General features: G+C 65.9%; 9 protein-coding genes. All 9 read right to left on the bottom strand.

All coding sequences use genetic code 11. The features are described from left to right. Nucleotides 1-259 precede the first annotated feature (259 nt). Complete coding sequence (locus QM712_RS08795) at nt 260-910, bottom strand: 2-hydroxychromene-2-carboxylate isomerase (RefSeq protein WP_415022685.1); 651 nt, start codon at nt 908-910, stop codon at nt 260-262. Further along, nucleotides 907-1,395 (bottom strand): DUF2867 domain-containing protein, encoded by a 489-nt coding sequence (locus QM712_RS08790; protein ID WP_415022684.1) that lies wholly within the window; start codon nt 1,393-1,395, stop codon nt 907-909. The genes QM712_RS08795 and QM712_RS08790 overlap by 4 nt, the downstream gene beginning before the upstream one ends. After that, nucleotides 1,392-2,786 (bottom strand): MATE family efflux transporter, encoded by a 1,395-nt coding sequence (locus QM712_RS08785; protein ID WP_415022683.1) that lies wholly within the window; start codon nt 2,784-2,786, stop codon nt 1,392-1,394. Before QM712_RS08785 ends, QM712_RS08790 begins: the two co-directional genes overlap by 4 nt. Nucleotides 2,787-3,057: 271 nt before the next feature. Then, complete coding sequence (gene murA, locus QM712_RS08780; RefSeq protein WP_415022682.1) at nt 3,058-4,353, bottom strand: UDP-N-acetylglucosamine 1-carboxyvinyltransferase; 1,296 nt, start codon at nt 4,351-4,353, stop codon at nt 3,058-3,060. Between the two features lie 235 nt (nt 4,354-4,588). Next, entirely contained in the window at nt 4,589-7,024 is a 2,436-nt protein-coding gene (gyrB, locus tag QM712_RS08775; RefSeq protein ID WP_415022681.1) for a DNA topoisomerase (ATP-hydrolyzing) subunit B, read from the bottom strand. 252 nt (nt 7,025-7,276) lie between these two features. Continuing rightward, entirely contained in the window at nt 7,277-8,413 is a 1,137-nt protein-coding gene (gene recF / locus QM712_RS08770) for a DNA replication/repair protein RecF (protein WP_415022680.1), read from the bottom strand. 89 nt (nt 8,414-8,502) lie between these two features. Continuing rightward, the gene (locus QM712_RS08765) at nt 8,503-8,868 is read right to left on the bottom strand and encodes an endonuclease domain-containing protein (RefSeq protein ID WP_415022679.1); all 366 of its coding nucleotides are present in this window, start codon (nt 8,866-8,868) and stop codon (nt 8,503-8,505) included. Nucleotides 8,869-9,116: 248 nt separating this feature from the next. Next, on the bottom strand, nt 9,117-10,235 hold the full coding sequence (gene dnaN / locus QM712_RS08760) for a DNA polymerase III subunit beta (RefSeq protein ID WP_415022678.1): 1,119 nt from the start codon (nt 10,233-10,235) through the stop codon (nt 9,117-9,119). 256 nt (nt 10,236-10,491) lie between these two features. Further along, entirely contained in the window at nt 10,492-11,904 is a 1,413-nt protein-coding gene (gene dnaA, locus QM712_RS08755) for a chromosomal replication initiator protein DnaA (RefSeq protein WP_415022677.1), read from the bottom strand. Nucleotides 11,905-12,191 lie beyond the last annotated feature (287 nt).

The following is a 12,191-nucleotide window of genomic DNA, read 5'->3' as shown; positions in this document are numbered from 1 at the left end:
CTCCGCAGCCTTCGAGGTAATTTCCCGGCAGCGGCAGATTCTGATTGTGGGTGTTGTAAAACTGCCATCGGATGATGGAGTCTTTATTAATCCTGATGACGTCCTCAGTCCCTGTTATGCGGCATGACCGGTGCGATGTTCCGGATACCGGAACGCATGCGGCCTTTGACCGCGGGACGCCTGCATCTCGCGCAGGGGCGGCATGCATCGATGCCGGTCTGAGTAGCAAAACGCACCTGACGCTGCGCGAACGAACGCGCTAACGCCGCTTCAGGCCCTTGCCCTGCAGGCGCCAGAGCAGGAGGTCGATGCGGTCCTGGCCGAAGAACGGCTCCTTCTCGAACACGAAGGTCGGCACGCCCCAATGGCCGGAGGCGGCGTGGTCTCTCTCGTTGTCCGCGATCACCTGCTCGTAGCGATCCGCATCGGCGGTGACGGCGGCATCCATCGCCGCGAGATCGAAGCCGGCCTGCCCGGCGGCGCGGGCGAGATGATCGCCCTCGTTCCAGCCCGCGACCGAACCGTCCCACAGCACGGGCGCGATCGCACAGGCGAATGCCAGCGCGCGCCCCTCGAGCTGTGCCATGGCGCCCAGCCGCGTCAGGCGGTGGATGTAGGGCTGCTCGGCCGCGACGTCGAGCGTCGTCATGTCCTGCACGATCGGATCGGGCCGCGGAAAGCGGAACGGAATGCCCTCGCGCTCGGCGACGCGGCGGGAGTCGAGCACGATGTAGCGTGCGAATTGCGGGCTGGCTTTCTTGAAGAAGCCGGGGACGCGCACCGCGATCGGATAGACCGGTCGCAGATTCACCGCGAGGTCGTACTGCTCGACGAGCCTGAGCGTCTTCGGCAGGGCCAGATAGCTGTAGGGGCTGCGGAAGGAAAAGAAGAGGTCGACGGACAAGGTCATCGCGCCGGCTCCACGATGCTCCCCATCATGCTCCGGACCACGAGCTTGTGGAAGGGCATGATCAGCGCGAGATAGGTCCGGCCGAGGAGATTGTGCGTCCGCACCAGCGTGGTCGAGGTGACCTGACGGTCCGCCGCGAGGCCGGTCACGTCGATCACGACGCGGAAGTCGAGGTGATGATCGTCGAAGCCCGCGACCAGCCGTTCCGGCGTCTCGCTCAGCACGGGAAACAGGCCGATCAGCCCGCCCGGCGCCGGCGCGCCTTCGCCGGAGGTCTTCAGCCCGAGCGGCGTCACCGCGATGTTGCGCAGGCGCAGCAGCGCATCGATCCAGCGCGGCCCGTGCAGCACCATCCGGACGCAGGCTTCGCGGGCGTTCAGCGGCGTGGTGCCGATCCCGACGCGGAAAGCGTCGATGAACTGCGCGCCGGCCAGAAGCGTGCCGGCGTCGATTTCGGGTGCGACTTCGCGGACTGTTCCGATCATCCCGCCAATCTGCGCGTCAGCATCCTGAAGCGCAAGATCAGCAGGCCGGCATAGACGAACGATCCGATCGACAACCCTATCCAGATGCCGACCGCGCCAAGGCTGGTGTGAAAGCCCAGCATCCAGGCGACGGGGAAGCCGACGCACCAATAGCCGATCGCGGCGAACACCAGCGTCATCCGGGTGTCATTGATGCCGCGCAGTGCGCCGCCCATGATGGTCTGCAGCGCATCGGCGATGAAGAAGGTGGCGCCGACCAGCAGCAGCGTCGCGGTCAGGTCGACGGTCGGCGCGCTGGCCGCGCTGCTGCCGAAGAACAGTCGTCCCAGTTCGTAGCGGCCGAGGATGATCGCGACGGTCAGCGCCGCGACGAGCGTGATCCCGAGCAGCGTCGCCACGAGACCCGCGCGCCTCACTCCTCCGGGCTCGTTGCGACCGAAGGCATGGCCGACGCGCACGGTGGCGGCCATGCCGACGCCGAGCGGAACCATGAACAGCACGGCCGTGATCTGGAGCGCGATCTGGTGCGCGGCAAGCGCCGTCGTGGAGATCAATCCCATCAGCAGCGATGCCGAGGAAAACAGGCCGTACTCCAGCAGCAGGGAGAACGAGATCGGAGCGCCGATCGCGATCAATTGACGCATCAGGGGCCAATCGATCTGCCAGAGATGGGCAAGCGGATGATAGTCCGCGAACGGCTTGCGCCACGCCGCAATCGCGAGCGCGGCGATGAAAGTGCCCAGATTGACCAGCGTGGTCGCAAGACCCGCTCCGAACAGGCCGAGCTCCGGCAGGCCGAACAGGCCGTGGATCAGGCAATAGACCAGCGCCACGTTGACGGGGATCGCCGCGAGCGTGATCCAGAGCGGCGCCTGCGGCCTGTTCACGGCGCTCATCATGCTGCGCAGGGCGATGAAGCCGAGCGCCGGCGCGATGCCCCAGGCCAGTCCGTTCAGATAGCGCTGGGCGAGCGCGGCCGAATGCGGGGCCTGTCCCAGCGCAATCAGGATGTGGTCGCCATAAAGCGGCGAGGCCATCATCGGCAGCGAGATCAGCAGCGCGACCCACAGGCCGACGCGCAGCGAGCGGCGGAGGCGGCCGACATCGCCGGCGCCGAACGCCTGCGCGGCCAGCGGCGAAACCGCGGACACCAGTCCGAGCCCGAAGGTGAAGCTGACGAAATAGACCGTGTGCGCCAGCGCGGCCGCGGCAACAGCATCCTCGCCGAGCCTGCCGATCAGCGCGAGATCGCTCGTGATCATCGCGATCTGCCCGAGCTGCGTCAGCATCAGCGGGACAGCCAGCCGCAGCGTCTCGACGAACTCTGCGGCGAGGTGATTCTGCGGCACGCCGGCTTGCGGCTGCGGACGGGGCTGGATCGTGTCGAGCATGGCCGGTCCATAGCACAGGCACACGTCGAAAACATGGCCCTGCGCGCAACTGTCCCGCAGCCGCGAAGCGCGGCGCGGTGTGTTTCCCCACCCTTTCCCTTTGCGGGTTTCCTCACCCTCTCCCGTTGTGGGAGAGGGTGGCTCGCCGCGCGGCGGCGAGACGGGTGAGGGGTTCTCTCCGCGCGTTCGAATGAGAATTGAATTCGCGGAGAGAACCGCTCATTCGGCGCTTCGCGCCACCTTCTCCCGCAAGGGGAGAAGGAAGACTGCCTTAGCTCTTCCGCTCCGGCACGCGCTTGATCTTCGCGCCCAGCGCGTTCAGCCGCTCGTCGATGCGCTCATAGCCGCGCTCGATCTGGTCCGCATTGTTGATCGTCGAGGTGCCCTCGGCGCAGACCGCCGCGAGCAGCATCGCCATGCCGGCGCGGATATCGGGCGAGATCATCGATGCGCCGCGCAGGCGGCTCGGGCCGGCGATGATGGCGCGGTGCGGGTCGCACAGCACGATGCGCGCGCCCATCGCGATCAGCTTGTCGACGAAGAACATCCGGGATTCGAACATCTTCTCGAACATCAGGATCACGCCTTCGCACTGCGTGGCGGTGACGATCGCGATCGACATCAGGTCGGCCGGGAAGGCGGGCCAGGGCTGGTCCTCCAGCTTGGGCACATGGCCGCCGAAATCGTCCTGGATCTTCATGGTCTGGTTCGAGGGCACGATGAGGTCGTCGCCTTCGACGCGGCAGACGATGCCGAGCCGCTCGAAGCCCATCCGGATCGAGCGCAGGTGCTCGACGCCGGCGCGCACGATGCGCAGCGGAGAGCGTGTCACGGCGGCGAGGCCGATCAGCGACCCAACCTCGATATGGTCGGGCTGGATCGAATAGGTCGCGGATCCCAGCGTCGCCGGACCGTGGATGATCATGGTGTTGGTGCCGATGCCCTCGATCCTGGCGCCGAGCGCGACCAGGAAATTGGCGAGGTCCTGCACATGCGGCTCGGAGGCCGCGTTGCGCAGATAGGTGATGCCGTCGGCGGCCACGGCCGCGACCAGCGCGTTCTCGGTCGCGGTGACGCTCGGCTCGTCCAGGAACACGTCCGCGCCGGTGAGCTTGGGCGCGCGGAATTCGAGCCGGTCGGTCGCCGTGACCTTGGCGCCCAATTGCTCCAGCGCGAGCACATGCGTGTCCAGCCGGCGCCGGCCGATGACGTCGCCGCCGGGCGGCGGCAGCATCACTTCGCCGCAGCGGGCCAGCAGGGGGCCGGCGAGCAGGATCGAGGCGCGGATGCGGATGCAGAGATCGGGATCGAGATCGGCGGCGCGGATGCTCTTGGCCTGGATGACCAGCGTATTGCGCGCGGTCCATTCGGCCGACGCGCCGACGGAGCGGACCAGCTCCACCAGCGTTTCGGTGTCACGGATGCGCGGAACGTTGTGCAGCGTCACCGGGTGTTCGGTGAGCAGCGCAGCCGCGATGATCGGCAGCGCCGAATTCTTGTTGCCGGACGGCTCGATCGAGCCCGAGAGCCGGTGACCGCCCTCGACGATGTATTGGATCGGCGCCAAATGGGTTCTCGCTATCCTGTTGGGTGGGGCGGCTATCGAAGGCGGAAAATACAGAGAATTGCGCGGGGGGGCAATTCGGGCTTGCCGGGACCGCCCGTCGTCCCGGGGCCCTCCGGACCTGCCGTGTCACAAGACCCTCATGATGAGGAGCGCGAAACGCGCGCCTCGAGTCCGTGACCATCCTTCGAGGCGCCCGCTCGACGCGGGCTCCTCGGGATCAGGATGGATGCAAGCCTCAGATATCGATCGTCGCGCTCAGCGAGTGTTCCTGGATGAAGTCGCGGCGCGGCTCGACCACGTCGCCCATCAGCTTTGTGAAGATGTCGTCGGCCTCGTCGACCTCCTTGACCTTCACCTGCAGCAGCGAGCGTACGTCGGTGTCGAGCGTCGTCTCCCAGAGCTGCTCCGGGTTCATCTCGCCCAGGCCTTTGTAGCGCTGCAGCGTGATGCCCTTGCGTCCGGCTTCGGTGACGGCCTCGAACAGGTCGACCGGACCGTGGACCATATGCTCGCTGTCCTTGCGCCGTAGCTTGCCGGAGCGGGCGTAGACGTCCTGGAGCTTCGTCGTGTACTCGTCGAGCTTGCGCGCCTCGACCGAGCCCAGGAATGCATCGTCGATCAGGGCTGCTTCCTTGACGCCGCGCACGGTGCGCTCGAACATGAAGCCCTGGCCTTCGACAAATTGCCCGATCCAGCCGCGCTCGACCTCCTCGGCCTGGTTGTCGAGCCGGTTCGCGATGTATTGCGCCGCTGCGGCGGCGTTCTCGGGGTTGCCGTAGATCGACTTGTTCAGCACGCCGGTGATGGCGGCCTGCTCGATCACCTTGCGATTGTAGCGGCTGTGCAGATTGCGCAGGATGCTGCGGACCACCCGGGCGTCGTCGACCAGCGCGCGCAGGTCGCGCCCGGTGCGGTCGCCGCCGTTTCCGGGAACGTACACGCAGTCGTCGAGCCCGGCATCGATCAGGTAGTCCTCCAGCGCCCGCTCGTCCTTCAGGTACTGCTCGGACTTGCCGCGCGAAACCTTATAGAGCGGCGGCTGGGCGATATAGAGATAGCCGCCGTCGATGATGTCGCGCATCTGCCGGTAGAAGAAGGTCAGCAGCAGGGTGCGGATGTGGGCGCCGTCGACGTCGGCGTCCGTCATCACGATGATCTTGTGATAGCGCAGCTTCTCGACCGAGAACTCGTCGCTGATGCCGGTGCCGAGCGCGGTGATCAGCGTGCCGATCTGCTCCGACGACAGCATCTTGTCGGGGCGGACACGCTCCACGTTGAGGATCTTGCCGCGCAACGGCAGCACCGCCTGGAATTCGCGGTTGCGACCCTGCTTGGCGCTGCCGCCTGCCGAGTCACCCTCGACGATGAAGAGTTCCGACTTCGCCGGGTCCTTTTCCTGGCAGTCGGCGAGCTTGCCGGGCAGCGAGGAGACCGAGAGCGGGCTCTTGCGGGTCAGCTCGCGCGCCTTTCGCGCGGCCTCGCGGGCAGCGGCGGCCTGGATCACCTTGCCGACGATCATCTTGGCTTCCGAGGGGTGCTCCTCGAACCAGGCTTGGAGCGCCTCGTTGAGGACGTTCTCGACCACGGGGCGCACTTCCGAGGAGACCAGCTTGTCCTTGGTCTGCGACGAGAATTTCGGATCGGGCACTTTCACCGACAAAACGGCGGTGAGGCCTTCGCGGCAGTCGTCGCCGGTCAGCGCGATCTTTTCCTTCTTCGCATTGGCCTCGGCATAGCCGTTGACCTGGCGCGTCAGCGCGCCGCGGAAACCGGCGAGGTGGGTGCCGCCGTCACGCTGCGGGATGTTGTTGGTGAAGCACAGCACGTTCTCGTGGTAGCTGTCGTTCCACCACAGCGCGGCCTCGACACCGATGCCGTTGGCTTCCGAGCGCACCATGATCGGTGCCGGCACGATCGCCTTCTTGTTGCGGTCGAGATATTTGACGAATTCCTCGACACCGCCGGAATAGTGCATCTCCTCGCGCTTCTCGACCGCGTGACGCATGTCGGAGAGGATGATGTTGACGCCGGAATTGAGGAAGGCGAGCTCGCGCAGACGATGCTCGAGCGTGGCGAAATCATATTCGATGTTCTTGAACGTCTCGGTCGAGGCGAGGAACGTCACCTCGGTGCCGCGCCGACCCGGCGCATCGCCGACCACCTGCAGCGGTGCGACCGCATCGCCATGGGCGAACTCGATGTAATGCTCCCTGTCGTCGCGCCAGATGCGCAAGCCCAGCTTGCTCGACAGCGCGTTGACGACGGAGACGCCGACGCCGTGCAGACCGCCGGAGACCTTGTAGGAATTCTGGTCGAACTTTCCGCCGGCATGGAGCTGGGTCATGATGACCTCGGCCGCCGAGATGCCTTCACCCTTGTGGATGTCGACCGGAATGCCGCGGCCGTCGTCGCGCACGGTGACGGAATTGTCGGCATTGAGCACGACGTCGACGCGCGTGGCATGACCCGCGAGCGCTTCGTCGATCGCGTTGTCGACGACCTCGTACACCATGTGGTGCAGGCCGGATCCGTCGTCGGTGTCGCCGATATACATGCCCGGCCGCTTGCGGACGGCATCGAGACCTTTGAGCACCCGGATCGATTCCGCGCCGTATTCGCTCGCGTTGGAGGGCTCGTTTTCGGCACGCGGCTGCCGAGCAGGTTCTGTCATGAGAGGCCTTCGAGATGTCGCCCGAATCAGCGGCGCAAAGGGTGCTGATTTGCAGGCCATTTGTGCCACGAAAGACCGCTTGCGCCTAGCGCAAAGTATCCTCGGGCAACCCTTTGAGCAGATAGGGATTTTTGGCTGCGTTTCAAGGTGTTCGAGGGCCGATTTCCGGGCCTGCGAAAAGCCCGATTCGAAAGCCCGTTTGACGCGCTCCGCGACCCGCGTTTCTGCGGGTCGAAATGTGCGCGGGGGCTTCTAGCGCCGGGCCGAAACCCGCCCGCTCTCGACGTCGAAAACCTCGCCGCCGGGGCCGATCTCGGCGAAAGCGGCGGGGTCCGCGCCGGTGAGCCAGACCTGCGCGCCGAGCTTGCGCAGTTCCTCGAACAGCGCCGCGCGCCGGTTCGGATCGAGATGCGCGACCACCTCGTCGAGCAGCAACAGCGGCACGATTCCGGTCATCTCGGCGACCAGCGTCGCGTGCGCCAGCACGAGGCCGATCAGCAGCGCCTTCTGCTCGCCGGTGGAGGCGTCGCGCGCCGGCATGTTCTTGGGCGCATAGACGACCTGAAGGTCGGTGAGATGCGGTCCGTCGGTGGTGCGGCCGGCGATCGCATCGCGCGGGCGATTGTCGCGCAGGATCTGGCGGTAGCGGTCCTCGACCGACGTTGCGGTTTCGTCGAGCAGCGCATTCTCCATCCAGCCGTCCAGCGCGATCCTGGCGGACGGAAAGGCGGAGGCTTCGGCGCGCGCGTTCAGCATGCCGGTCAGGCGTGCCGCGGTCTGGCCGCGCGTCGCCGCGACCGCGACCGCGAGCTCGGCGGTCTCGCGCTCGATCGCATCACACCAATGGTCGTCGTAATTGCGCGTCTCCAGCAGGCGGTTGCGCGAGCGCAGGGAACGTTCCAGCGCGGAGATGCGGCTGGAATGCTCGTTGTCGATGGCGAGCACGAGGCGGTCGAAGAAGCGCCGCCGCTCGGAGGCCGCGCCCATGAACAAGCCGTCCATCGCCGGCGTCAGCCAGACCATGCGGATGTGGTCGCCGAAGCTGGCGGCCGAGCCGACCGGCTCGCGGTCGATGCGGCAGCGCCGGCTGACCGCGGCATCGGCGCGCGGCGCATCGATGCCGGTGCCGAGCGTGGCGAGCCCCAGCGCGCCCTCGACCTGCGCCGAGACCGCCCAGGAGCCGTCGCCCTGATTGTCGGCGACGTCTTCCAGCGTCGCGCGCCGCAGGCCGCGTCCCGGCGACAGGAACGAGATCGCCTCGATGCAATTGGTCTTGCCCGCCCCATTGGGCCCGACCAGCGCCACCATGTCGGCCGCCGTCTCGAGCCCCGCCGCCCGGTAATTGCGAAAATGCGTCAGCGTCAGGCGATGAATGCGGGAGGGGGTCATCGATTGTTCGTCATGGACGCCATTCTTCCCCTCTCCCCTTGTGGGAGAGGGTGGCGCCTCACGAAGTGAGGCGACGGGTGAGGGGTATGTTACCGCGCGGCGAGCTTTGCAAGGATGTCTTCCAGCACGGAGGTGGACTGCTGGAGCACGTCATTGTTCCAGTAGCGGACGATTGAGAAGCCTTTAGCGGAAAGTATGGCATCCCGGGTTGCGTCACGCTGCGATTCCGCGTGCTGACTGCCGTCGATCTCGATTACGAGACGCTTCTCGAAGCATGCGAAATCGAGAATGTAGTTTTCGATCGGAACCTGTCGGCGAAACTTGTGGTCTGACAGACGGCGATCCCTCAGCAGGCGCCACATGGCTGCTTCGGCATCCGTCGGATCGTGACGCATGTTTTTCGCGAATTGGCGAATATGTTTGGCAGTTGGCCGATGGTGCGGATCTTGCGGCATCGGCGTTCATTCCGAACGTCTTTGGAGCGCACTGCCTTCACCCTCACTCCTTCCGGGAGAGGGTGGCTTCGCGGAGCGAGGCCGGATGAGGGGTTGCCTCCGCATAGGGAATGCGGCGAGAGGACCCCTCACCCGAGTGAGGTCCGGGCCAACAGCGGAGTAGCCCTCTCCCGCAAGGGGAGAGGGCACAGCAATGCGCATCGTGTTCGATTCTGAAGACAGTGTGTGCCGGTGAGGCAGCACGCCCCTCACACCCGCATTGGCATCAGCACGTAGAGTGCGCTCTTGTCGTCGCGGTCCTGGACCAGAGTGGGCGAGCCGGGGTCGGCCAGTCTGAGGGTCGCGACCTCGCCCTCGATCTGGGCGGCGATGTCGAGCAGGTAGCGCGAGTTGAAGCCGATATCGAGCGCGTCGGAGGCGTATTCGACCTCGAGCTCTTCGGTCGCGCTGCCGGAATCCGGATTGGTCACCGACAGCACCAGCTTGCCCGCCGACAGCGAGAGCTTCACGGCGCGGCCGCGCTCGCTGGAGATGGTCGAGACGCGGTCGACCGCGTTCTCGAAATCCTTCTTGGCGACGACGAGCTCCTTGTCGTTGTTCTGCGGGATCACGCGGCCATAGTCGGGGAAGGTGCCGTCGATCAGCTTCGACGTCAGCACGACGTTGCCGATGGTGAAGCGGATCTTCGCCGGCGACAGCTCGATCGTCATCTCTGCCTCGGTGTCCTCGATCAGGCGCTGCACCTCGCCGACGGTCTTGCGCGGCACGATCACGCCGGGCATGCCCTCGGCGCCCTTGGGCTGGACCAGGTCGAGCTGGGCGAGGCGGTGGCCGTCGGTGGCGACGCCGCGCAAGGTCGCCGCCTTGGCAGTGCCGGCGGCATGCAAATAGATGCCGTTGAGGTAATAGCGCGTCTCCTCGGTCGAGATCGCGAACTGGGTGCGGTCGATCAGCCGCTTGACGTCCTTGGCGGCGAGGCTGAAGGAATGCGACATATCGCCCGCGGCCAGATCCGGAAAATCATTCTCCGGCAGGGTCTGCAGCGTGAAGCGCGAACGGCCGGCGCGGATGGCCAGCACGGCGCGGTCGCCGTCGGCTTCCAGCACGATCTGCGAGCCGTCCGGCAGCTTGCGCACGATGTCGTAGAACATGTGGGCGGGCACGGTGGTGGAGCCGGCGGTCGCGGTTTCCGCCGCGAGCGTCTCCGTCACCTCGAGGTCGAGATCGGTCGCCTTCAGCGACAGTTTGGCGTTTTCGGCGCGCACCAGCACGTTCCCGAGGATCGGAATCGTGTTGCGACGCTCGACGACGCGATGGACGTGGCCCAGCGATTTCAGGAGCTGCGCGCGTTCGACCGTAACCTTCATTGCACTACCCGCCCGATCCCCAAGTGGAAAAGCGATGGAAAAGCCGCGCGGCCGGAAGCACGACGCGGCACCGAGACCCCGGAAAGCCGGATCATCCAGCCGATATGACCAAAGCCGCCAGGGTCGCGCAAGGTGGCGCGGAAAGCCATCCGTTTCAAGGGATTGAGGGGCAGTTCCCCACGATTTACAGGCAAAAACGAAGCCCGCCGCCCTGGCATGGCCGGGGCGGCGGGAGAACGGCGAAACAGGTAGGCGTTTATTCCTGGAGCTGGCGCTTCAGCGATTCCACTTCCTCCGACAGCGCGGTGTCCTTGCCGACCAGTGCCTCGATCTTGCGCACGGCATGCAGCACCGTGGTGTGGTCGCGTCCGCCGAACCGGCGGCCGATCTCGGGCAGCGAGCGCAAGGTCAGCGTCTTGGCGAGGTACATCGCGACCTGGCGCGGACGGACCACGTTGGCGGTCCGGCGCGAGGACAGGAGGTCGGAGCGGCTGACATTATATTGTCGCGCCACCACGCGCTGGATGTCCTCGATCTTGATCCGCTTGGGCTCCTGCGGCCGGACCAGATCGCGCACCTCGCGCTCGGCCATCTCCAGCGTCACCGGCTGGTTGTTGAGCTTGGAGTGGGCGAGCAGCCGGTTGATCGCGCCTTCGAGATCGCGGCCGTTATGGGTGATGGTGCGCGCCAGATAAAGCAGCACCTCTTCCGGCACGTCGAAAGTGGCGTGATGGGCGCGGGCCGCGGCGACGCGCGACTTGAGGATGCCGTGCCGCAGATCTTCGCCGAGCGAGGCCATCTCGACCACGAGGCCGCCGGCAAGCCGCGAGCGGACGCGGTCGTCCAGGCTCTCGAGATCGGACGGCGGACGGTCCGCCGCGATCACGACCTGACGGCCGGCGTCGATCAGCGCGTTCAGCGTGTGGCAGAACTCGGCCTGCGTCGACTTGCCCTGCAGGAATTGCAGATCGTCGATCACGAGCACGTCGATGCCGCGCAGCGCTTCCTTGAAGGCGAGCGCGGTCTGCGTCTTCAGCGCGGCGACGAAGCCGTACATGAATTTTTCCGCGGTGAGATAGAGCACCTTGCGCTCGCTGCCGGAATTGCCGGACCAGGTCACCGCCTGTAGAAGATGCGTCTTGCCGAGGCCGACGCCGGCATGGATGTAGAGCGGGTTGAACATCACGGGATCGCCGCGGCGTCTTTCCGCGACCTGGCGTGCCGCCGCATGCGCCAGCGTGTTGGAGCGGCCGACGACGAAGCTCGCGAAGGTCAGGCGCGGATCGAGCGGCGAGCCGCCGAGCGCGTCGTGATTGGCGGAGACCGGCGCGGTCGCGGTCGAACGCAACTCGGGTGCGGGCGTACGACGCACCTCGACCGGAGCCGGTGCTTCCTTCGGCTGCGCCACCGGGCGCACCGCGGAGCGGACGGTGAGGTCGATGCGATGAACTTCCGGCATTTCGGCCTGCCAGCACGACAGCACGCGCTCGGCGTAGTGGGCCTGGATCCAGCTCTTCAGGAAGCGTGTCGGAACCGAAAGCCGCACGCTTTCGTCCTGCACACCTTCCAGATCCATCCGTGCAAACCAGCTCGTGTAGACGTCTTCGCCAACGCTCGAGCGCAGCCGACCCTTCACGCGTGACCAGCGATCCTGTTCCAATGTCGTCATCGTCAGAAAACTTCTCTTGAGAGATAAGGTTGCGTTGTGAGCGCCATGCAGGGTTGCTGCCATGGCGTGACCTCAAGCGAGTCCATCTTCAAGGCATGGCTCGGCCGTTCGGCTGAAATGCCGCGGGCCGATCAGCGATGTCAGAAGAGATGGAAGGGTCGCGAGGTCAGCGCGTACTCGGCGCTCCGTCACACGCGGGAGGCTGGAGGTCGGACGGACCTAGAACGGCATCGTTGGAATAGGAAACGTGATTCAATACCGCGTTGAGTCCGTGAGACATGATACCT

Source organism: Bradyrhizobium sp. (genome assembly GCF_047605465.1).
GTDB lineage: Bacteria > Pseudomonadota > Alphaproteobacteria > Rhizobiales > Xanthobacteraceae > Bradyrhizobium.
Note: the sequence above shows the minus strand (reverse complement) of the source record. Positions and strands in the feature narration are given on the sequence as shown.

Bases quoted from the DNA above. Each gene is read 5' to 3' on its own strand.
- gyrB (WP_415022681.1), bottom strand. From the start codon at position 7,024: ATGACAGAACCTGCTCGGCAGCCGCGTGCCGAAAACGAGCCCTCCAAC.
- dnaA (WP_415022677.1), bottom strand. From the start codon at position 11,904: ATGACGACATTGGAACAGGATCGCTGGTCACGCGTGAAGGGTCGGCTG.
- QM712_RS08795 (WP_415022685.1), bottom strand. From the start codon at position 910: ATGACCTTGTCCGTCGACCTCTTCTTTTCCTTCCGCAGCCCCTACAGC.
- QM712_RS08785 (WP_415022683.1), bottom strand. From the start codon at position 2,786: ATGCTCGACACGATCCAGCCCCGTCCGCAGCCGCAAGCCGGCGTGCCG.
- recF (WP_415022680.1), bottom strand. From the start codon at position 8,413: ATGACCCCCTCCCGCATTCATCGCCTGACGCTGACGCATTTTCGCAAT.
- QM712_RS08765 (WP_415022679.1), bottom strand. From the start codon at position 8,868: ATGCCGCAAGATCCGCACCATCGGCCAACTGCCAAACATATTCGCCAA.
- QM712_RS08790 (WP_415022684.1), bottom strand. From the start codon at position 1,395: ATGATCGGAACAGTCCGCGAAGTCGCACCCGAAATCGACGCCGGCACG.
- dnaN (WP_415022678.1), bottom strand. From the start codon at position 10,235: ATGAAGGTTACGGTCGAACGCGCGCAGCTCCTGAAATCGCTGGGCCAC.